Origin of the sequence: Actinomadura bangladeshensis (genome assembly GCF_004348335.1) — a bacterium.
Classification (GTDB): Bacteria; Actinomycetota; Actinomycetes; order Streptosporangiales; family Streptosporangiaceae; genus Spirillospora; species Spirillospora bangladeshensis.
Map to the genome: position 1 here is coordinate 31,596 of NZ_SMJW01000006.1, position 20,498 is coordinate 52,093.

General features: G+C 67.5%; 19 protein-coding genes and 1 pseudogene. 8 read left to right on the forward strand and 12 right to left on the reverse strand.

Annotation, left to right across the window (positions count from 1 at the left end):
• Window positions 1-791: 791 nt before the first annotated feature.
• Together E1284_RS02580 and E1284_RS02585 are read left to right on the forward strand one after the other, a co-directional pair.
• Window positions 792-1,664, forward strand: coding sequence for a helix-turn-helix domain-containing protein (locus E1284_RS02580; protein ID WP_131936608.1), 873 nt, complete (start codon window positions 792-794; stop codon window positions 1,662-1,664).
• 282 nt (window positions 1,665-1,946) lie between these two features.
• Window positions 1,947-2,132, forward strand: a complete 186-nt coding sequence (locus tag E1284_RS02585) for a DUF397 domain-containing protein (protein WP_243714209.1) — start codon at window positions 1,947-1,949, stop codon at window positions 2,130-2,132.
• Between the two features lie 142 nt (window positions 2,133-2,274).
• Here E1284_RS02585 and E1284_RS02590 read toward each other — a convergent pair whose 3' ends face one another.
• Window positions 2,275-2,667: a maleylpyruvate isomerase N-terminal domain-containing protein gene (locus tag E1284_RS02590; protein WP_131936612.1), complete on the reverse strand. Its 393-nt coding sequence runs from the start codon at window positions 2,665-2,667 to the stop codon at window positions 2,275-2,277.
• 128 nt (window positions 2,668-2,795) lie between these two features.
• A complete protein-coding gene (locus E1284_RS02595; protein ID WP_131936614.1) occupies window positions 2,796-3,413 on the reverse strand; it encodes an alpha-ketoglutarate-dependent dioxygenase AlkB in 618 nt (205 codons plus the stop codon).
• A 162-nt stretch (window positions 3,414-3,575) separates the two neighbouring features.
• Here E1284_RS02595 and E1284_RS42845 point away from each other — a divergent pair.
• Window positions 3,576-4,484 (forward strand): annotated as a pseudogene (locus tag E1284_RS42845) (MFS transporter); the annotation flags it as partial.
• 99 nt (window positions 4,485-4,583) lie between these two features.
• Here the strand turns inward: E1284_RS42845 and E1284_RS02605 are convergent.
• Complete coding sequence (locus E1284_RS02605) at window positions 4,584-5,468, reverse strand: helix-turn-helix domain-containing protein (RefSeq protein ID WP_243714210.1); 885 nt, start codon at window positions 5,466-5,468, stop codon at window positions 4,584-4,586.
• A gap of 356 nt (window positions 5,469-5,824) precedes the next feature.
• Window positions 5,825-6,778: an RNA polymerase sigma factor SigJ gene (gene sigJ, locus E1284_RS02610; RefSeq protein WP_131936618.1), complete on the reverse strand. Its 954-nt coding sequence runs from the start codon at window positions 6,776-6,778 to the stop codon at window positions 5,825-5,827.
• A 158-nt stretch (window positions 6,779-6,936) separates the two neighbouring features.
• Here sigJ and E1284_RS02615 point away from each other — a divergent pair, with 158 nt between their 5' ends.
• Window positions 6,937-7,617, forward strand: a complete 681-nt coding sequence (locus E1284_RS02615) for an LUD domain-containing protein (RefSeq protein ID WP_207923519.1) — start codon at window positions 6,937-6,939, stop codon at window positions 7,615-7,617.
• Here the strand turns inward: E1284_RS02615 and E1284_RS02620 are convergent.
• The 4 genes from E1284_RS02620 to E1284_RS02635 all read right to left on the reverse strand — a co-directional run bounded on the left by E1284_RS02620 (window position 7,614) and on the right by E1284_RS02635 (window position 10,806).
• Entirely contained in the window at window positions 7,614-8,651 is a 1,038-nt protein-coding gene (locus E1284_RS02620) for an XRE family transcriptional regulator (RefSeq protein WP_131936620.1), read from the reverse strand. The two genes, E1284_RS02615 and E1284_RS02620, sit on opposite strands and share 4 nt — an antisense overlap.
• 16 nt (window positions 8,652-8,667) lie before the next feature.
• Complete coding sequence (locus E1284_RS02625; RefSeq protein ID WP_243714211.1) at window positions 8,668-9,318, reverse strand: hypothetical protein; 651 nt, start codon at window positions 9,316-9,318, stop codon at window positions 8,668-8,670.
• Window positions 9,319-9,374: 56 nt separating this feature from the next.
• Window positions 9,375-10,163, reverse strand: coding sequence for a glutamate ABC transporter substrate-binding protein (locus tag E1284_RS02630; protein ID WP_131936622.1), 789 nt, complete (start codon window positions 10,161-10,163; stop codon window positions 9,375-9,377).
• Between the two features lie 211 nt (window positions 10,164-10,374).
• Window positions 10,375-10,806: an SRPBCC family protein gene (locus E1284_RS02635; RefSeq protein ID WP_131936624.1), complete on the reverse strand. Its 432-nt coding sequence runs from the start codon at window positions 10,804-10,806 to the stop codon at window positions 10,375-10,377.
• 77 nt (window positions 10,807-10,883) lie between these two features.
• On the opposite strand from E1284_RS02635, the gene E1284_RS02640 reads away from it, so the two are divergent.
• Window positions 10,884-11,750: a sigma-70 family RNA polymerase sigma factor gene (locus tag E1284_RS02640; RefSeq protein WP_131936626.1), complete on the forward strand. Its 867-nt coding sequence runs from the start codon at window positions 10,884-10,886 to the stop codon at window positions 11,748-11,750.
• Between the two features lie 122 nt (window positions 11,751-11,872).
• Here the strand turns inward: E1284_RS02640 and E1284_RS02645 are convergent, their stop codons facing one another.
• On the reverse strand, window positions 11,873-12,238 hold the full coding sequence (locus E1284_RS02645; protein WP_131936628.1) for a hypothetical protein: 366 nt from the start codon (window positions 12,236-12,238) through the stop codon (window positions 11,873-11,875).
• Window positions 12,226-12,630 carry an ATP-binding protein gene (locus tag E1284_RS02650; RefSeq protein ID WP_131936630.1) on the reverse strand — a complete coding sequence of 135 codons (405 nt, stop codon included), beginning with the start codon at window positions 12,628-12,630 and terminating at the stop codon, window positions 12,226-12,228. The genes E1284_RS02645 and E1284_RS02650 overlap by 13 nt, the downstream gene beginning before the upstream one ends.
• A 796-nt stretch (window positions 12,631-13,426) precedes the next feature.
• On the opposite strand from E1284_RS02650, the gene E1284_RS02655 reads away from it, so the two are divergent.
• Window positions 13,427-14,653: a helix-turn-helix domain-containing protein gene (locus E1284_RS02655; protein ID WP_131936632.1), complete on the forward strand. Its 1,227-nt coding sequence runs from the start codon at window positions 13,427-13,429 to the stop codon at window positions 14,651-14,653.
• 217 nt (window positions 14,654-14,870) lie between these two features.
• Here E1284_RS02655 and E1284_RS02660 read toward each other — a convergent pair whose 3' ends face one another.
• Window positions 14,871-16,205 carry a DNA cytosine methyltransferase gene (locus tag E1284_RS02660; RefSeq protein ID WP_131936634.1) on the reverse strand — a complete coding sequence of 445 codons (1,335 nt, stop codon included), beginning with the start codon at window positions 16,203-16,205 and terminating at the stop codon, window positions 14,871-14,873.
• A 191-nt stretch (window positions 16,206-16,396) separates the two neighbouring features.
• Entirely contained in the window at window positions 16,397-17,089 is a 693-nt protein-coding gene (locus tag E1284_RS02665; protein WP_243714212.1) for a hypothetical protein, read from the reverse strand.
• Window positions 17,090-17,201: 112 nt separating this feature from the next.
• Here E1284_RS02665 and E1284_RS02670 point away from each other — a divergent pair, with 112 nt between their 5' ends.
• Entirely contained in the window at window positions 17,202-18,617 is a 1,416-nt protein-coding gene (locus E1284_RS02670; protein WP_131936636.1) for a ParB/RepB/Spo0J family partition protein, read from the forward strand.
• A gap of 2 nt (window positions 18,618-18,619) precedes the next feature.
• Window positions 18,620-20,449 (forward strand): DEAD/DEAH box helicase, encoded by a 1,830-nt coding sequence (locus E1284_RS02675; protein WP_131936638.1) that lies wholly within the window; start codon window positions 18,620-18,622, stop codon window positions 20,447-20,449.
• Window positions 20,450-20,498: the final 49 nt, after the last annotated feature.

Here is a 20,498-nt window from a genome sequence, read left to right on the forward strand (position 1 = left end):
AACCCCATGCCTCGAAGCGCGAATTCGGCCTCCGTGCGCCGGTGCCCGGGATCGCCCGGCATCGGGTCGCGGCGGCCGAAGTCGCATCACCTATAGCCCGTTCCGCGTGATCGCGGTTAGACTGGGTGAGTCCGCAGAAAACGTTTTGGCAGGTCAGCCTGGATCTTTCTGCGTTTTCGCAGGGTATCTGCGCAGACCCGCCGGAGCGCTTTCGCGCGGCTCGGGAGTCGCTCTCCGCTTTCCGTCGATCGTCTTGGCTGCCAACCGGTGACCGGCTGAAAGTGGCGGGCGACTCTGTTTTTTCGCGGTCGGTCGCCGGCCGTTCCCGCCGGCGATGCCGAAGTCTCGTGGTGCGGCTGACCTCCCCGTTCGGTGCGCGTCCCGTTCGTGCTGCCTGCGCCGGCGATGCCCGGGTGGCCCGTGACCCCGTGGCCCGTGTGTCCGTCGCCCGTGCATCCGGCCGGTCGCGAGCGCCCGTCCGGGATGACGCGCGTTCCCGTCCGGACCCTCACCCTGCGTCAGATCGTCGGCCCCTTCGAAGTGGCACGACGCTCTGTTGCAAGCCGTCGTCTGTTATTCTGCTACCTAGCACATTACAACATAGTCATCGGGTGTGCAGCAGTCTGGAAGCTTCCGACGCGAGTTTTGGGCGATATGGCGGGGTCTGCGCGGGGAGTGAAGATCGCATGACCAAGAGATGTAGCGCCGTGGTGGCAAGCGGGATGTCAGGTCCCCCTTTGCCATGTAGCATTCAGGTTGCTGGCACCAACTACTTAGAGTGAGCGAACGCCATGTCCAGTGACCAGGGGCCGATAGTCCAGAGTGCGCTGCTGCGGGCGGAGCTCGTCCGGCTGCGCAAGCAGAAGAAGCTGACGCAGGAGCAGGTGGCGCGGCAACTCGAATGGTCCCCGTCGAAGCTCATCCGGGTCGAGGGCGGCAAGAACGCCATCACCCGGACCGACCTGCAGGCCCTCCTCGCGGTGTACGACGTCACCTCGGAAGGCCGCCAGGAGCGGCTGCAGGCACTGGCCCGCGGCGCGCGCGAACCCGCCTGGTGGAACGTCTACCGCGGTGAGCTCGACCCCAGCTTCCTCAACTACGTCGGGTACTCGGCGGGCGCGGCCTTCATCCGGCAGTACCACGGGACGGCGGTCCCCGGGCTCATCCAGACGCCGGAGTACGCCGAGGTCCTCTCGACCGGCAGGGCGCCGGAGAGGGCGCGGGTGCTCGCGGCGAAGCTGCGCATCCAGCGGCAGCAGGAGCTCGCCAAACGGGAGAACCCGCCCCGCCAGCACTACATCATCGACGAGGCGGTCATCCGCCGGCACGTCGGCATCAGGACCGACCCCGCGATCATGCCCGCCCAGCTCAACCACGTCGCCGACGCCGCCGAGAGCGACGACCTGCTGACGGTGCGGGTCATCCCGTTCAGCACGGGGGCGCACCTCGGCATGGAGGGGCCGTTCAGCATCCTGGAGTTCGACGGCGACCTCGACGACGTCCTCTATCTGGAGGGGAGGTCGGGGGCCAGCGTGATGATCAGCGGCGAGGACGACAAGGTCATCGAGTATCGCGACACCTTCGAGCTGCTCCTGGAGCAGGCGCTGCCGGCCGATCAGTCCGTCGCGCTGCTGCGCCAGGCCGCCGAAGACCTCATGGCCTGACTGAGGAACCGCAACTCGACTCGACCGGAGGTGAAGGCCGCAGCGGACATCCGACAAGGCGAGTGGCCGTCATAGCACGCAGCGTGATCTTGTGTTCCCTTGTAGGCGGAATAAGTAGAACCGTTTACACTCGTGATCGGGAAATTATCCACAAGGTCGTGGTTTGTCGTGCCCTGCTCGGTGCTCGTCCGGCGGGTGTTCTCGGCCGATCGGTTGGCGAGACGGCACCCGCCGGCAATGGACGGAGGTTGCTGGATGGTCTACGGGTCGACTCGGGGAGATGTGCTGAACTGGCGGAAGAGTAGCGCGAGCGGCGACGACACCACGTGCGTGGAGGTGGCGGCACTGGACTCCTCGGTGCTGGTCCGCGACTCGCGCGATCACTCCGCCGGTGTCATCGCTCTCGGCCGCACGCAGTGGAATGCGCTGATGGACGCAGTCCGGGACGGCGACCTGGATCTGGTTTGAGTCCCGTGACTCATTTCCCGCGCCACTCTCAATAATTGTCGACCATTGCACACCGTCGACACCTTTACCAGCGATCTTTGACAAACCGCGCGCCGGCGTCCGCCCCCCGGACGGCGACTCCCCTCAGGTGCAGGACAGACCGTTAGTACAGGAAAGGGATTGCGAGGTGCGTGGCACCGCTCAGGCCCGTGGCGGGGGAGCGGCCCAGGAGCCAGGCGAGAAGAGATGGTGCGGGACCGGTCACCAGGTGGTCGCCGGTCCCGTGGTATTCACCGGTGTCCGTGGCGTGCAGGCGGAGGGCCGGACCATCATCGCGCCGTGCGAAGGAGGCGGTGACGCCGGCAAGCATGCGGCTGGTGAAGTCGGCGGGCCAGTCGCCGGGAGCGAAGCTGGCGTCCAGGTCGACGTGGGTGAGGACGTGGCCGCGCGTCCAGTCCGGAAGGAGGGACGGCCCGCGGACGTCGGCGTCGTCGAGCCGGGCCGCGGTCGCCAGGAGGGCCTGCGTCGCGGCGGTGATCTCAGCGAGGGAGATCATGCGAAGCGCGGAGTTGGGGGGCGAGTTGCCTGCACTTCGAGGCCGATGCCCCGGTTCGCCCCGGTGACCGGCGTGACGGTCATTGGCGGTCTCCCCCGAGATGATCACGTCGCTCTGCGGTGGCCGGGTCAGCGTACGCCGCGAGGGCGGAACTGGATGCTGATGCGGGGGCCGGTGACGCGGGCGCTCTTCGGGATGGCGTGCTCCCATGTCCGCTGGCAGCTCCCGCCCATCACGATGAGGTCGCCGTGTCCCAGCTCATGGCGGATCGTCTGGCCGCCGCCGCGCGGACGCAGCAGAAGGCTTCGCGGCGTCCCGACGGATAGGATCGCCACCATCGTGTCGTGCGTGGCACCACGTCCGATGGTGTCGCCGTGCCACGCCACACTGTCGCGGCCGTCCCGGTACAGGCAGAGGCCGGCGGTGCGGAACGGCTCACCGAGTTCGCCGGCGTAGTGGTCGTCGAGCGCCGCCTTGGCCTCGTCCAGGACGGGATCGGGGAGCGGGGTGCTCTCGTCGTAGAACGCCAGGAGCCGGGGCACGTCCACGACCCGCTCGTACATGCGCCGCCGTTCCGCGCGCCACGGGACGGACGTGAGCAGCCGCTCGAACAGCGCGTCCGCACCGGGGATCCAGCCGGGCAGGACGTCCACCCAGGCACCGCGGGCCAGGCGTGTCCGGCGCGCCGACGTCAGCGGACGCGGGCCCTGCTCGTCCGTGAAGTCCAGCAGCGAGCCTTGGAACATGCCGCCACTGTACCCCTTTCGCTCAAACATGTGTTCGATCAAGGCGCGGGAGCGTGTTCTGTCGGTGGCGGACCGTAGCCTTCGCTCGTGATGAGAGATCTGCCGCGTCCGGCGAAGGCGCTCGTGGGCGTCCGAGTGATCAACCAGCTCGGCGCGTACGTGATGGCGTTCCTCGCCGTGCTCGCGGGCGCCGACCTCGCCGCGGCGGCGCTGGCCGTCTTCGGGGTCGCGGCGCTGGTCTCGCGCTGGCTCGGCGGTGTGCTGCTCGACAGGTTCGCGCCGCGGACGCTCGTCGTCCTCGGCCTGGCATCGACGGGCGCCGCTCTCCTGCTCCTGGCCGCCGCGCAGGGGAGCGTGCAGGTACTGGTCGCGGTCGCCCTGGTCGGCCTGGCCTTCGAGATCCAGGAACCCGCCACGCAAGAGGCACTGGCCAGGGTCGACGGCCGCCGCGACGACATCTACGGGGTGCTCGGCACATCCCTGGTCGCCGCCGGAGCACTCGGCGGCCTGCTCGCCGCCGTCCTGCTGCCGCTGGGCGCGCGCTGGCTCGCGGTCGTGGACGGAACAACCTGCCTACTGGCGGCCGCCGTGGCGATGACGTTCCTGGAACGGGAGCCGCCGACAAAGCGGACACAGGCCGTCCCCTGGCGCCCGTCCCGGCAACTGCTCCGGCTGACCACCGCAGGGACGGCGTTCGCGTGCGGTTACCTGGCCGTGCTGATGTTCATGCCGCTGATGCTGCTCCAACGCGGCGCGCCCGCCTGGCTCCCCGGGCTGACGCTGACCGCCGCCGCGCTGCTCGCACCCTTGACCGGGCGCCTGGGGCGGCGCCGCCTGAACGCGCTCGCACACGAGCGCGTCCTCGCCGTCGGGAGCGGCGTCCTCGGAGTGCTCGCGCTGGTGCTGGCCGCCGGCCGGGCCGTCCCGCTGACGGTCGCGGCCTACCTGGCCTGGGCGGTCGTCGACAGCGTCCTGATGGGACGCTGGCAGGCGGTGATCGCCGACGCCGCGCCGGAGGCGGAGCGGCCCCGCTGGTTCGCGTTCTTCGGGTCGTCGTGGGGCGTCGCCCAGTTCGCCGTCCCGGGCCTGGTGGCGGTGGCGGGCGCGGCGATGCCGGTCGGCGCGGCCGGGTTCCTGCTGACCCCGGCCTTCCTGCGCCGGGCCGGGCCGTCAGTAGTCGCTGAGGAGGTCCTTGAGGAAGGCGGTGGTACGGGCGGGGCGCGCGGCGCGGATCGCGAGCAGGTCCATGATCTTCTGGTAGCGGGCGGCCTCGCCCCCCTCGGGGTAGCGGGCGCCGGTGAGCTGCTCCAGGTAGACGACGTCGTCGAGGTCGTGCTCGGCGAACCGGACGACCGTGATCGGCCCGCCGAGCGCCAGATGCCCGCCGGCGGAGAACGGCAGGACCTGTAGCCGCACGTTCGGCATGCCCTCCGACACGGCGATGAGGTGCTCGATCTGGCCGCGCATCGTCTCCGGCCCGCCGAACGGCCGCCGCAGCGCCGCCTCGTCGATGACCGCCCACAGCGTCGCCGGGCCGGCCGGCCGATGCAGGATGTGCTGCCGCGTCATCCGGACGGTGAGCCGCCGCTCGAGCCCGTCGTAGGAGGCGTCATGGTGTTCGAGCCCGATGACGGCCCGTGCGTAGTCGCGCGTCTGTAACAGGCCGGGGATGTACTGGACCTCGTAGCTGCGGATCGTCGCCGCCGACTGCTCCAGGCCGAGGTACTGCTCGAACCAACTCGGCACGACGTCGCCGTAGCCCTGCCACCAGCCGGGCTTCTTCGCCTCTTGGACGAGTTCGAGAAAGCTCGCGCGCTCGTCCTCGTCGTGGACGCCGTAGAGGTCGAGCAGGTCGAGGACGTCCCGGACCTTGAACCCGTGCCGCCCCAACTCGAGCCGGCTCATCTTGGACGCCGAAGAGCGGATCGCGTCGCCCGCCTCCGCCCGGCCGATGCCCTTGTCCTCCCGCATCCGCCGGAGCCGCGCCCCGATCTGCATGCGCAGCGCGGTCGGCCCCGCCTGCGCGCGCGGACCTGCCTGCCGATTGTCCAGCACAAGATCTCCAGCGTCCCGTACGTCCCGACAACCCTCGGAGGGTCTCACAGCAGAGCCGGAAGCGCAGGAAACCTCCGGCCAGAGATATGTAACTCCTGACGCCCCCCGGCAAGGAGGAATTGGTCCATTCACACACCGGCTGACGCAACCCGCCCGATGATCCAGGTCACCTCCCCGGAGACCGAGTCGCTCACCACTCCGCAGAAGCGCGCACGGCGCACCAGCCGACCTCCTCGGGCATGACGGCTGAACCACACCGAGCTTGGTCCGAAGACCCCACTGTGTGTGTGAGGCGGGCGTGGGGCACTGAGCGCGGGGTTCAGCCGCGTTGGGGGCTGGCCGGGTGTGGCGTGTCGTTAGTCCGTTGTCCAGGGGCGGAGCTTCTCGGGGTTGCGCATTACCCAGATGTGCTTGATCCGGTCGTCCGCGATATCGAAGGCGAGGACCGTTACGGTGACGCCGTCCTGCTGGGCCACGAGGCCGGGCTGACCGTTGACGGTTCGCTCCAGCACCATCATGTTGTCGGGCCTCCGGCCGGCGAGGTCGATCCAGGCGTGCGCGATCGGCTCGGCGCCTTCGATGGGGTCCAGGAAGGTCAGGGCGAGTCCGCCGCCGTCGGCGATGGCGGTGGCGTCGGGGTCGAGGAGCGCGAGTAGGGCGTTGATGTCCTTGGCCTCCCACGCCTGCTTGAAGTCGCGGACGATGCCGGCGCGCTGGGCGGGCGGGGTCGCGGCGGGCTGCGAGGCGCGTATGCGGCGGCGGGCCGAGGATGCCAGCTGGCGGCATGCCGCCGGGGAGCGGCCGACGATCTCGCCCACCTCGGCGAAGGAGTGGCAGAAGACGTCGTGCAGGATGAACGCGACGCGTTCGGCCGGGGTCATCGCTTCGAGCACGACGAGGAAGGCCAGATTGACCGACTCGTCCAAGGTGACCCGGTCAGCGGGGTCGATGGCGGTGCCGCCCGGTCGTCCGATGACCCATTCCGTGCTTCCCGGAAGCGGCTCGGGGATCCATTCGCCCACGTAGGTCTCTCGGCGGGCCCGCGCCGACTTGAGCAGGTTGAGGCAGATGCGGCCGGCGACCGTCGTCAGCCAGGCGCCGGGGGAGACGATGGCGTCCTGCTGCTGCCGGGACATGGCGTACCAGCGGGTGTAAGTCTCCTGGACGGCGTCCTCGGCCTCGACGAGGGAGCCCAGCAGCCGGTACGCGAGATTGATCAGCCGGCGCCGCTCGCTCATGATCGCGTCCAGGTCCGGCTCGGGTCGGCCTCCGCCCGAGCCGACCGTGTGCGGTCCGGGCCGGGTGGTCATGGTCCGTCGCCTCCCCTCGGTCGCTTCCGCCTTCATCAGTTCGACAAGACAGCGCACCGGAATGTGAGGCGACGTGCCCGCCTCACATTCCCGGGGGTTGTGTTGTCGAACTGCTGAGACGAGCACATCATCCAGCGAACGGGGAGATCAGCGACATCATGACCACTTCACTGCACGACACCGCGTTCGTCGACCCGGCCCCTGCGCAGCGCCTGGAGCGGACGGCCGCTGCGCTGGTCGCGAATGGTTTCACGGTGGAAGTCCTCGACGATGTGGCCGCCGCGCGTGCCCGCATCAAGGAACTGATCCCCGAGGGCGCCGAGGTGTTCACCGGGGCCAGCGAGACCCTCCGCCTGTCCGGGATCGACGAGGACATCAACGCCGGTGGACGGTACCGGGCCAGCAGGCCGCGCCTCCTGGCGATGGACCGCGCCACGCAGATGGACGACATCCGGCGGCTGAGCGCCACTCCCGACGTCATCGTGGGCAGCGTGCAGGCGGTCACCGAGACCGGCTCGCTGGTGGTCGCCTCGGGCAGCGGGAGCCAGTTGCCCGGCTACGCCGGCGGCGCCGCCCGCGCGATCTGGATCGTCGGGGCACAGAAAGTGGTACCCGATCTGAGTACCGCACTGCGCCGTATCGAGGACCATTGCCTTCCGCTGGAAAGTGCCCGCACCCAGGCGGCCTATGGGTCGCCCAGCGCTATCAACCGCCTCTCATCCTCAACGCCGAACTTCGTCCCGGACGCGGCACCGTCCTGCTCCTCCGCGAAGCCATCGGCTTCTGAACCGGCACCATGCGTTCGCAGTCGGGGGACGGTGTTAGCCGGGGCCGGTTAGCGCGGAGGGACGAGTAGGTCTAGGTCGGCCCGGGGGACGCGGGCCCGGTCGGCGACGGCGTCGCGGTCGGTGCCGGCGTGGGCGACGATCTCGATCGCGCGGGTCAGCATCGTGGGCTGCTCCAGCGGCTTCGCCGGGCCCGGTTCGTGGCGGCGCCAGCCGCGCGAGCTCATGGCGCTCATCGCGTTCCGGTACGCGGTCTCCTTCATGATGCCGAGCGTGCGGGCACGGTAGAGGAGCGCCGCCAGGCTGACGCCCCAGGTCGTCTTGAGGTGGGCGAGGCGGTCCCAGTCGGGGGCGGCGGGCAGTTCGGCGGCGATGTCCTGTTCGGGCATGAGGAATTCGGCCGCGAAGCGGTGCGCCTGGTCCTCGACGACCTTCTCGCCGGGTTCGGCGTCGGCGTGCATGACCAGATGCCCCAGCTCATGGGCCGCGTCGAACCTGTTGCGCCAGTAGTCGCCCTTGGCCGGGTTGAAGAAGACCATCGGCCGCGGGTGGACGCCGACACTGAACGCGTCGACCCGCTCCGCCGCCTGCGGCAGGACGAGGACGATCACGCCGTGTTGTTCGAGCAGCCGGACCACGTGCGGCACCGGCCCGGCCTGCGCCAGCAGCGCCTTCCTGGTCAGCCGGGCGGCCTCGACGGGCCCGGGGCCGGCGATCTCGTCCGGCGACACCGGGTATTCGGGCAGGTCGACTTCGGGGAAGTCGACGAGGTCTTCGAGGGCGGCGACGACGTCGGTGGCGATGCGCCCGTAGGCGAGCGCCTGGTCGCGCTCGATCTGGCTGGTCGACCTGAGCGACCGGAAATGGGCGCCGTCCATGGAAACGGGACTGCGGCCGGCCTGGAAGAACTCGGCGGGGACGCCGAGCGCGATGGCGAGCCGTTTCAGCGTCAGCTCGTCCGGTGGCTGGACGCCCGCCTCGTACCGTCCGATCGCTTTCGGCGTCGTCCCGACGGCGTCCGCGAGCTGGTTCTTCCGCAAGCCTCTGAGCCGCCGGGCCAGCGTCAGCCGCTCGCAGTCGAACAGCACCCTGCGCCACCCTTTGCTAGGCCGTCTTCGTCTCCCCGCGGAGCCGCATCGGGACGTCGTCTTCCTTGTCGTCCCAGAGCGGCATCGTCCGCTCGACGAGCTTACGACGTGGATCGGGCCCGATGGCGTCGTCCAGCTGTTTCACCCAGTGCCAGGCGGTGCCGCCGTCCGCGTTCCATCGGGGACGGCCCAGGAAGAGCTCCATTTCGAAGGGGTCCTCGGTGGCGCTGTGCGCGAGGACCAGGGTCACGACGCCGGGCGTGTCGTGGACCTCCAGGCCGAAGGGCAGCGTCAGCTGCGGGTCTTCGACGTATCCCTGGCGGGCGACGGCCTGCTTGGTGGGGCTGTCCCGGTCCCACCGGATTCCTCGGACGTTGCCGAACTCGTGCCGCTTGAGCAGGACGCGATAACGCCCGTAACGCCAGCCGGGCGAGCCGTTCAAGTCGTCCCGGACGACCTGCTTCGCCAGCTCGCCACGCCCGAAGACGCGGTCGAGGTGGTGCGCCAGCGTTTCGAACGCGCCGACGCCGTACGTGCGCTCCTTGAAGCCCGCCTCACGGCTCAATCCGTTGAACAGGGCGAGCGTCGCCTCGCGGTGCGCCTCCCGCACGCCGTGCAGGAAGCCCGCCGCCAAGAGCTCGTCCCAAGCATCCCGGTCTTCAGCCACGCCTCCACTGTAGGGAGGGCCACTGACATTACGAGTGACGCCCGATGCGCGTGACACTACGAGCAGCCCTCGAACTGCGGCACCTCCTCGACGAGCTTCAGACCGCTCGACCCGAACCACTTGCGCAGCAGCCAGCTCGCCGTCCCGTCCTGGTACATGGTGGTGACGGCCCGATTGACCTTCTCGCAGGCATCGATGTCGCCTTTCCGCATGCCGATGCCGTAACGCTCGTCGGTGAACGGCGTGTTGAGGATTTCCAGGTCCGGTGCCGCGAACCCGGCCAGCACCAGGTCCCCGGTGGAAACCGCGTCCACCGCGCCCGCGCGCAGCTTCGCCACACAATCGCTATAGGACGAGGCGGGGACGAGTTCGGCGGCAACGCCGAGGCCGCTGATCACACGCGATGTGGACACCGACCCGCTCGCCTGGCACATCCGCCGCCCGGCCAGGTCGCGGACATTCCGAATGCCGACCTGGCCGCGCCGGACCATGACGTCCTGATGCGCGACGTAATAGGGGCCGGCGAACGTGACGAGATGCGCGCGATCGGGGGTGATGGAGTAGGAGGCGAGCACGAGATCGACCGAATGCTCGTCGAGCTTCTCCTCCCGGTTGTCCGACCTGACCTCCTTGAAGGTCACGCGGGAGGCACCGAGCCGGCGGGCGATGTAGTAGCCGACATCGACCTCGAAGCCGCGGAAGACGCCGTTCTCCTTGCGGCCGAGTCCAGGCTGGTCGGCTTTGACCCCGACGACGATGACGTCCTCTCCGGGAATGGACGCGCTCGCGGTAGCGCACCCCGCAAGGCCAATGACGAGGGCCAGGCTTATCAGAAAGTGCCGCACACTCCCTGGCTATCGACACGAATGAACAAGAGCGTGAACGGAGGAGGGCTGCACTCCTGCCCGGAGATGGCGCTCATCGACGTCGCGTCGGCGGCCGGTCGGCGGCCGGTCGGCGGCGAAGAGCCGCACCTGTCGAAGACTGGGCTCAGGGCCGATCCGCCCCTCGCGCACCCACAGGGCATGCACGGTCAGCAGCACAACAATTGTCCCGCTACCCGCGGCCCTCAAGCAGCTCCTTCAACCGCTGGTGGCTCGCGGGCGCGACCTTTGTGGCCATACGGCGGACCATCGGCACCAGGGCCGAGGCCATCCCGCGTCCGTCGAAGTCGAGTCCGAAGGTCACCCGGCACCGGTCGGCGGCGATCGGTTCGATGTCGACGGTCGCGTTCGGACGGATCGGCCCGTCCACGCCCCGGGCCGCCCACGTGCGCGGCGGCACGCTCTCGGTGATCTCCTGCGTCATGGACCTTTCGGCACCGCCGATCTTCCGGACGGTGGTGAAGTGCGACCCGACCTCGTCCCCCTGGACGCTCACACGCGTCACGTCCCGCTGCCACTCGGGAAACTTCGCCGGGTCGACCACGTAGGCGAACACCTCGTCCGCCGGCCGGTTGATCTCGATGCTGTTCACCAAGGCGGTCATGTCTCCTCCCGATGCAGTCACATTTGCCCTGAGCGATCCGTCATAGACACGACGAATGCCGGGGGAAGGATGTGACCGTGGACGACGAGCAGCTCGCGGAACGGTTCGAGGCCAATCGCCCACGCCTGGCTGGGCTCGCGTACCGGATGCTCGGCTCGCCGACAGAGGCGCACGATGCCGTCCAGGAGGCGTGGCTGCGCCTGTCCAGGACGAACGCCGACCGCATCGAGAACCTCAACGGGTGGCTGACGACGATCGTCGCCCACATCTGCATAGACATGCTGCGGTCCCGGACGTCCCGCCGGGAAGATCCGCTCGACGAGCGCCTACCCGAGCCGCTGATCAGCCAGGACGGCTCCGACCCCGAAGAACAGGCGCTGCTCGCGGACGCAGTCGGCGTCGCGATGCTCGTCGTCCTGGACACCCTCACACCGGCCGAGCGCCTGGCCTTCGTCCTGCACGACCTGTTCCAGATGCCGTTCGACGAGATCGCCCGCATCCTCGACCGGAGCTCGACGGCGACCCGTCAACTGGCCAGCCGAGCCCGCCGCCGCGTCCGCGCAGCCCCCGTCCCAGATCCGGACATGAGCCGCCAACGCGCCGTGGTGGACGCGTTCTTGACCGCGTCCAAGAACGGCGACCTGGAGGCCCTGGTGGCGACCCTCGCGCCCGACATCGTCCTGCGCGCCGAGGCCGAGGGCGAGTTCCTGCACCTCCGCGGTGCCCGGACGATTGCCCAGCGCGCGATCGCCTTCTCGTTCCGCGCGGAGTTCGCCCGCCCAGCCCTGATCAACGGCACCGCCGGCCTGGTCGTCGCCACCGAAGACGAACCGATAGCCGTAATGGCCTTCACCGTAGTCAACGACAAGATCGCCGAACTGGACATCTACGCCGACCCGTCCCGCCTGGCCACCCTCGACCCGCCCCTCTTCGACGTCCCCTGACCCCGCCAGACCCTCTGCGGCCAGCCGGAGATGGTCGCAGTCGGGGTGGCTCAGTGGTGCACCCCACGCCTGCGGTCGCTCCAGAGGACGTCCCCGGCGCCAGGACGTACTCATGCCATGGGCTACCAAGTGCCCGGGAACATCTGGTGCTTGAGGAGCCGATCGATCTGCTCGGCTGCCGACTTGGCGTCGCCGCAGGGCCACAAGTACCCCTGCCTTCCGCGCAGCGTCTCGTAGTAGCCCCACGTTCCACCGGGAGTGGCCCGGACGGAGACGACGAGCCCGACGTCTTTTGAGAAACCGGCATGCACCCACAGCATGGGCAGTGGCGTAGGGAACTCCTCGGGCCGATAGAACTTGATGTAGCGCCATCCCTGCGGCTGGAGGGCGATGGCCAGCGCGTCCAGGTAGCGAATCGCAGTTCGCCTGCCCAACCGCGTCCGCAGGCGGAGCACCTGGCGTGTGGCCTGGACGCTCAGAGTGCGCATTTGGCCCAGGTCACCTTCCCGCCTTCGGCCAGCGGATCCGTGCCCCACTCCTCTGCGAGTGCGGCGACCAAGAGCAGCCCACGTCCGTTGATCGCGGTGTCACTCTCCGGCTGGACGCAGGGAACGCCATCGCCGCCGTCCTCGACCTCGATGATGGGCCGCCCGTCCGACTCGTCCCGCACCACGCGGACGACGATCGGCGGCAGCCCGTGCAGAAGCGAATTCGTGACCAGCTCGGACACGATGAGCTGCGCGGTGTAGGCATCCTTGATGCCTCGATCCTGGAACCATTCACCGACGAACTGCCGCGCCGCCGCAGGTGCCTGCTTATCCGCGCCCCAGACGAGCAGCTCCAGATCACCCACCTGGATGATCATCTCCTCGTCCTCCATGTGGCCGCTCAACACTCTCCACCTTCCGTACTCGTTATGACTCCAGGCACGTCCGGCCCCCAGGCCCCCGGCCGCCCCGTCGCGGCGACCGCATGCGACGGCGAACCCGCTGATGACGCGGCGGCCGCCCTTGTCCCACCCGTCGCGACTCCCCACAGGGACGGACGTGCTGAGACGATCGCCCCCCAGCGCCGCGCACCGCCATGACCGCCTCGGCGAGACCAGCCGGGGTGGCAGCCTCGACGAGCCGCCCTTCGACCAGCGCCCACCACCGACGCGTATGAAACCCGAACCACGCCACCACACCGAAGCGGCGCTCCAGCTCACCGATCTCGGCCCGGATGAGCGGCCCCGTGTCTACCGGGACCGTCACGTCGGCAAGCATGATCACGCCTCCGCTTCAGACAGCAGCGCGTCCAGTTCCTCGACCGTTCGCGCCCGAAGTAGCCGGTGCGGCGACGCACCCGGCAGGGTTTGAGCAAGCCAGTCGCCATGGCGTCCGCCGGGCAGGACTTCGCGCCAGATGTCCCATATGTGGCCGTGCTTGGCGCGCAGTACCTCAGCTGCTGAGGGACGAGGTGTTGGCACAGTGGACGCTCATCTCGGCTTCCTGGCTGCTAGGACGCCGGAGACGCTACGTTCAGTTACCGTGTCGGTACAGACACGCTGCGCGGTCGTTTCCGTCGGTTCGCGCCGGAAGGGATATGCGGCGTAGTCGTTTGAATACTGACCCCGAAACGGCAGGGCCCCTCGACTTACGCTGAGGTTGTCCAGATGCTCAGGGAAAGGCAGGTCCATGCAGGACGCCAGCATCAGCGACCGCGTCCGGGAGTTGCGACGCCGACGCGGGATGACTCAAGAGGAGCTTGCCGAGCAGGCCAACCTGTCGCTCGCGGTCATCAAGAAACTGGAACAAGGCGGCACCTGCCGTATGGAGACCTACCACCATCTCGCCCGCGCCCTCGGCGTCACCACTGTGTGGTTCGCCTCTGCTGGATCACCGGAACCGACCGAGGCCACCGTCGATGAGGTGGTGCTCGCGGACATGAGATCGGCGATCAACCCTCCGGTCGGCTTCGCTGGACGCCCCCTGTACGGCACCGCTGATGGCGACCATCCAGATCTGGCGCGCCTTGGACGGGCGGTCTCCGCGGTCGCTGCCAAGTACCACGCCGATGCCTACGATGACCTCGCGGTGTTCATGCCGGCCTTGGTGCGGTCCGCTCACCATCACGTCGAGGTGTACAACACCGGAGAACAACGGCAAGAGGCGCTGCGACTGCGTGCCGACATCACCGGGCTCGTGGGCCGTTATCTCATCCAGATCCGTGCACACGACCTGGCGCTGATCGCCCTGCACGCCTCGCTACGGGACGCGCTGGAAATCGGTGATGTTCCGCTCGCCACCGCGTCCGTCAGCTCCCAGGCGTGGGCAATGCTGAGGCAGGGACGCCTCGCCGAGGTCGAGCGGCTATGCGTCGACACCGCTGGACAGATCGAACCGAAGATGAGTAAGGCATCCCCCGACGAACTGTCCGGCTGGGGTTACCTGCTGCTACGGGCCGCCGCGGCTGCCTCCCGCAACAACCGTGCCGATGAGGCCCGGGAGTACGTCCGCGCCGCCGGGGCGGCAGGCGCACGGCTCGGACGACAGCACGAGAACCTAGCCGGACATGTCGCGTTCGGGCCCCTCACCCCTGCACTTCTGGGGCCGGAGATCGAGTTGCTGGACGGTCGCCCCGACCAGGCGCTGGAGTTGGCGCGGGACCTCCCGCGCGACGTGGGCGCCGCGAACACCTCCGGATGGGACCGGCACCGCCTGGACGTGGCTCGCGCGAAATTGCAAACCGGGGACCCGGAGAAGGCAACCGAAATCATGCAAACGATCCGCGCGGAACATCCCTCCTGGCTGCGCTACCAGCAGTACGGCCGCGACATCACCCGCGAATTGCTAGGGAGTCGGCCGAGGATGCCCTCCCAAGCCATGCTCGACCTAGCCGACTTCATGGGCGTAGAGCCGTAAGCAGCATAACGAGCAGACCAGGGCCAACCTAGAGACATCCCCATGACCAATCAGTAGCGCAGGAGCGCGCACAGCGGCAGAGCCAACGACGCGGCTTGAGTCGAGTTGGCCAGGCTCCCACCTGCAACTCGCCCGGATGGCGTGCGCCTCTCACTGGCTGGCGCGAGGTTCACGTTCTTTCGATGTCTTGCCGACTCCAATCGCACCCGAGACAAAATCAGCTGATCTTCGCGCGATGCTCGGCAAACAGATGATGCCGCTGGTGGTCGTCCTGGCCTAGGAATGCCTTGAAGTCCCCCAAGAGGAATGCGACTTCGCCATTCGCGCGCAGCTTCTTGGTCAGCTCGAAATCATGACCGAGATGGACGAGGCGGCGCTCAACCTCGGGTTGTTCCAGCGGTGTGCCGCTGCTCGCGAGCTTGGCGACCAGTTGCTCGACCGTCATAGGACGCTTCCGGTCTCGCAGGATCTTGTAGACAGGATCGAGGGTAACTTTGGAGCTCTCGACGAGCGAACGCGGCTCGCCCTCCTTCAGGAGTGCCATTCTTATTGCTTCCCCGAGCGCCTTGGCGACTGGTGGGGGGAATGCATTGCCGATCTGCCGGTACCTTGAGGTCTTGCGTCCGAGGAACTCCCAGTCGGCGAAATCGGGACCGTACCAGCCCTGAATGCGGGCGACCATCTCCACTGTCAGCATCGGATGTTCGACACCCTTGACTCTCGGGTTCGTCGGCCCGGGAGGGTCGTCGGCCACCCCCTTGGCGTCAACACCCATCTCGGCCCAAGCCGCTTTCGCGCGGGTAGGTCCGAGGTCTGCTCCGCCATGCTTCTTCGAACCGCCCACAATCGTAGGGGCGATGCCGTTCGCCTTCTTGACCCATTCTATGAGCCTGTCTGTACTCCAGTCGCCCTGAGCCATCAGGTCACTGAGTAGTTCTCCGACTGTAGGAGGGGGGGTGGGATGCGGTGCTGGCCAGTGGAAATGCTCCGCATACTCGCGCTGCAATGCGATAAGTACAAATCGAGGACGGAGTTGGGAGACTCCGAACTGGTCGGCTTGGAGCAGCCTCCACTCGGCGACATAGCCAAATTCGTGCAGCCGGTCGAGAACGTGCTGGCGATAAGCCGTGAACCGGTTTCCGCTCAGTCCCTTGACATTCTCCAGAAGAAGGGCTTTAGGCCTCATCCGACCGCACAGCGCCACTGCCCAGGCAAACAGATCGCGCTCATCGCTAGCGCCCAGTTGCTTTCCGGCGATACTGAATGGCGGGCATGGGACACCGCCGGCCAGCAAATCCACTCCCTCATGCTCGCTGGGGTTCCAAACATCAGGATCGGCTACGTCTCCGACGCGGACCGTATCCTCAGCTTCTTTCTCCTTGTAGCCCAGGACTTTAACAAGGTTATGGCGAAGCGTCCTAGCTGCGTTATCGTCCAGTTCGACCGCTAGGCGGTGGCGGAAGCCGGCGCGCTCTAGGCCGAGCGACTGGCCGCCTGCGCCAGCGCAGATCTCGACGACTTCAAGTGGATTGTCCTCGGCTGCTTCGGACAAGTCGTTCTCCTTCCAAGCACCCGGCGGACCTGTAATGCGGCCTGTGTTGTGTTCTGCCAAGTCCCAGCCTCCCACGCGGCCGCAGGGCCGGAGCGAAGGCCCCGTACGTTTCAGCGTGCCGGTCGGCGCTAGCACAAGCAGTGTGGAAGTTTACGGTCAGCGGGTCCACCCGTCGACCTGCGCCGCGCCCACTACTGGAGTTCGGCCTTCAACTCTGCGAGGACTTCGGCTCGAGCGTCGGCAGGTAGGCGCCGGTAGGCCGACCAGACGCGGTCGAGGGGGGTGGATACACGACGGTTGCGGTCGATCCACCGGGCAAGGCGCCTCCGGTCTGCCGGATCCAGGATGCGGATGTCAGCCGCGACCTCGTCTGCTCTGGCCCGAGCGTTGGAGGACCCGGCCCGGCAGCGCTTGCACTCGGTAAGCAGCAGCACCTCCTCACGACCGTCGGGGAGCACCGTGGCGCGCCGCGTCACTGACAGCACCGCTGTCTTGTTGGGGTCATCCGGGTACTCCTCTCCACCGGATATGCCGCAGACCGTGCAGAGGAAGTCGTCACGTTCCTGGACAGCCCTGATCTCTTTGGAGGAGAGGGTCTTCCGGGGAGCGGCGGCGCGTCTCTCCTTCGGGTCCCAGACGGCTACCCCTGCTTTGACGAAGCGCTGCTCCTCAGCTGCCAAGCTGGCGTCCTCGGTGTTGGCCAGGATGGTCCAGCCGTAGTCCCGCAGATCGCGCACCCGGCGATCGATCTGCGCCATCCCGGGGAAGGCGTCCCGCAGTTGCCCTTTGGTGAAGGTGTTGCCCTCGCCCACCTCCTGAACGAGCCAGAGAGCGGCCCGGACCATGCCGCCGGCTTTGCTGGTGCTCCAGGCAGGTGCGTTCACTCTGTCTTCTCCTCACCCCAAGCAGCAAGATCGTTGGTCCTAGCGGCCCAGGCGCTTGGTATCGCGAAGCTTACGGCGATCGCTACGCTAGCTGGTTGGAGGGACTTTATTCATGGTTGCGAAGTTCGGCATTCCACCCGAGGGTGAAACGATCAGGGAGCTGGTCCAAGAGCGGCTGAAGCAGGCAGTAGCTGAGGACGGCGCCAAGGTGACCGTCGACTGGCGGGGGGCCGAGCAGCGGCACCTCTACGTGATCTCGATGCCGGTCAGCATGCTCTACTTCAACCCGGACACCCACCGGGTCCGCGCCCAGCGCACCCTTGATCCTGAACGCAACCGCGTCCTCGACGAGCGGCCGTGGAGCGAGGAGGGCCAGGAGTACCTCCGCTACTTGCTGACTCGTGACCCGAAGGATCTGAGCAAGACCGACCCTGACTATGCGGCACTCCTCGACGAGCTGGAAGAGTTCGGGCAGCGAGATCCTGGGATCATCAGTCCGGACGGCATCCTCGTCGACGGCAACACACGCTGTGCTGCGCTGCGAGAGCTTGGGAAGGAGCACATTCGTGTTGGCGTCCTTCCCGAAGACACCAGTCGGCAGGACATCAACAGGGTTGAGCTGTCCCTGCAGTTGCGCCGCGACAAGCGCCGTGACTACTCCTACCTCAACCGGCTCATAGCCGTAGAGGAGGAGCTGGCAGCGGGACGGAAGCAGGAGGACGTTGCCAGAGAGTTCAACATCAAGCTGCCGACCCTCAAGCGGGACCGCTGGGTATTCGAACTGATCAACGATGCCATCGACCGCAGCAAGACGGACGGTGGTGTGGGCCTCCGCCTAGTCGACTTCGAGGACCACCAGGAGAAGCTGCGGGAGCTGGCTCGTGACTACGCTTCCTTGGCCGCAACAGACCCTGACGCGGCTGAGCGGTTGAAGGAAGCACGTCTCGCCATGGTGGTGCTCAACCTCCCCAAGACGACGCTCCGCTTGGCGCAGGCAGACTTCTATGACCGCTACCTTGAGCAGCGGCTCCCCAACTCGCTTCGGCCGGATGCTGGGGAGAGTCCAACCTCGCTGGGCGTGCCCGGGCTCGACGACGTCGTCGTCCCCGACGAAGCAGCCGGCGTCAAGGCTGTCCGCGACCTTACCGACAAGCTGTTGCAAGCGGATGCCGCCAGGAGGGCACCAGACAAGCTGCCTTCTGCAAAAGTCTCAGCTGCGAATACTGTTTTCACGGCTGCTCGGGAGGTGTTTGACACAGCAACCACCCTCGCTGGGAAAGACTTCAGGCTCCGCAAGAGGCAGACCGCGGTTCCAGAGAGGGTGGCGGACGCAGCGGAATTCATCGAGCAGTGCGCAACTGAGTTCGCCGAGGCGAAGGCCAGACGCGCTCTAGACGAGGACGCCTTCGACGATGCTCTGATTACCCTGCGCGATAGCCTGGCGCGTCTCGCGAAGCAGGCCGGCAGGACGTTCACCTCCCCCGGTGACGGTGTCGAATGGCTGCTCAACGCAACAAAGGACCGGTAGCAATGGAGGACGCTGCCGCGCCGAGCCTCGAGCTCGGCTTCGGGGACGAAGCTGTCACGGTCCGGCTGCATGCCCGCAAGGACCGTGTAGCTGACCTGCGCCGACTCGCCCTGCGATTCCAGAGCGGCGTCCAGCGCACCCCCACCATTCTCGACATCGAGATCGATGACCTGCTCAGCAACCTCCGCGCGCTCAGCGGGTGGCCGGAGCCCGCCACCGTGCAGTGGGATCCGCAGTTGGCCGACCTTGTCAGAGACTCCACCGCCGACGCGCAGGCTGTCGCCCGGCGACTGGCCCCAGCTGCAGTGGCCGAGCCGGAGAGTGCGGCAGAGGGAATCGAGGACCTCCTCGGCTCTAACTGGGTAGGCGACCTCACCTCCTTCCAGAGCCGTGACGTCGCCAAGCTCCTGTCGCTGCGCCATGGCGCGAACTTCTCTGTCCCTGGGGCTGGAAAGACCCGCGTCGGCTTGGCAGTCTTCCAGGCGCTCCGTGTCCGCGGACAGGTCGAGCGGATGCTGGTCGTCAGCCCAAAGTCCGCCTACGAATCGTGGCTGTACGAGAACAGCGTCTGCTTCAGCCAGCCCCTGCGAATGTCCGTGTACGGCAGACGCCCGGACCCGTCAGCTGATGTCATGATCATCAACTACGAACGTCTGGACGGCGCTGTCGAAGAGCTCAGCGCATGGCTGTCGGCTCGGCCGTCGTTGCTGCTGCTGGACGAAGCCCACCGGATGAAGGCAGGCGCCCGGGGCGTCTACGGGGCCGCATGCCTGGCTCTCGGGCCGCGGGCCCGGCGCAGACTGATTCTGACCGGAACTCCAGCACCCAATGGCGCCAAAGACCTGGAGAACCTGTTCGGATTTGTTTGGCCGGGTTATGGGCGTCAGCAAGTGATCCAAGCTGTCGGGGGCGGCGACCTTGCTAAGGCAAGCACGGTCCTTCGCCCGCTGTTCGCGCGCACGACGAAGCGCGAGCTGGGCCTGCCTCCGGTGAGGACGACCATCCGTTCGCTCGAGCTACCGCCCCTGCACAGCGAGATATATGAGGCGCTCATCGGCAGGTTCTCTGCCCGTGCCACCGGCTCGGAGGCCGACTTCCTCGCCTGGGGGAAGATCACGGTCTATCTGCTGATGGCTGCGACCAGCCCAGCGCTCCTCCACGCGGGAACCACTCGGTACGAACCGCTGGAGTACCAGGTCCCACCTTTGCAAGTGCCGCAGGGGTCGCGGTTGTCCGAGCTGCTGCGGGACCTGCCGCACTACGAGTTCTCACCCAAGTACCGCGAGGCGCTGGCGATTGTGGAAGCCAATGCCGCACAGGGCCGGAAGACCCTGGTGTGGTCTACCTTCATCCGCAGTCTCAACACGCTCGACCGCATGTTCAAGATGTACCAGCCGGCGCTGGTCCACGGCGGTACGGAGGACCGCGAAGCAGAAATCGCCCGCTTCCGTGACGACCCCGACTGCATGGTGCTCTTGTCGAACCCGGCAACCCTCGGCGAGGGGATCAGCCTCCACCACCATTGCCACGACGCGGTTTATATCGACAGGGACTTCGCGGCCGGCCGCTTCCTGCAGAGTTTGGACCGGATCCACCGCCTCGGGCTGGCTCCCGAGACGGAAACCCGCGTCACCGTGCTGGCATCCGAAGAGACCATCGACGAAGTCGTGAGGACGAGGCTCGAAGAGAAGCTCCACTTCATGGGGTCGGTGCTGGACGACCCGGGCGTTAAGCAGCTTTCCGATCTCGACGAGGAGCCTGCCGTCGGCGGCGGCCTGGACGAGGTTGACCTCCAGGCACTGATGGGCCATTTCCGTGCCCATGCCTCCTGACCCGGTTCTCCGGGCTGCCGCGCGCTGGTTGGAGAAGCTACCCGCCAAC

Coding starts and splice junctions, on each gene's coding strand:
- E1284_RS02580 (WP_131936608.1), top strand. CDS start 792: ATGTCCAGTGACCAGGGGCCGATAGTCCAGAGTGCGCTGCTGCGGGCG.
- E1284_RS02645 (WP_131936628.1), bottom strand. CDS start 12,238: ATGCGCACTCTGAGCGTCCAGGCCACACGCCAGGTGCTCCGCCTGCGG.
- E1284_RS02675 (WP_131936638.1), top strand. CDS start 18,620: ATGGAGGACGCTGCCGCGCCGAGCCTCGAGCTCGGCTTCGGGGACGAA.
- E1284_RS02635 (WP_131936624.1), bottom strand. CDS start 10,806: ATGACCGCCTTGGTGAACAGCATCGAGATCAACCGGCCGGCGGACGAG.
- E1284_RS02590 (WP_131936612.1), bottom strand. CDS start 2,667: ATGATCTCCCTCGCTGAGATCACCGCCGCGACGCAGGCCCTCCTGGCG.
- E1284_RS02655 (WP_131936632.1), top strand. CDS start 13,427: ATGCAGGACGCCAGCATCAGCGACCGCGTCCGGGAGTTGCGACGCCGA.
- E1284_RS02650 (WP_131936630.1), bottom strand. CDS start 12,630: ATGGAGGACGAGGAGATGATCATCCAGGTGGGTGATCTGGAGCTGCTC.
- E1284_RS02670 (WP_131936636.1), top strand. CDS start 17,202: ATGGTTGCGAAGTTCGGCATTCCACCCGAGGGTGAAACGATCAGGGAG.
- sigJ (WP_131936618.1), bottom strand. CDS start 6,778: ATGACCACCCGGCCCGGACCGCACACGGTCGGCTCGGGCGGAGGCCGA.
- E1284_RS02595 (WP_131936614.1), bottom strand. CDS start 3,413: ATGTTCCAAGGCTCGCTGCTGGACTTCACGGACGAGCAGGGCCCGCGT.
- E1284_RS02615 (WP_207923519.1), top strand. CDS start 6,937: ATGACCACTTCACTGCACGACACCGCGTTCGTCGACCCGGCCCCTGCG.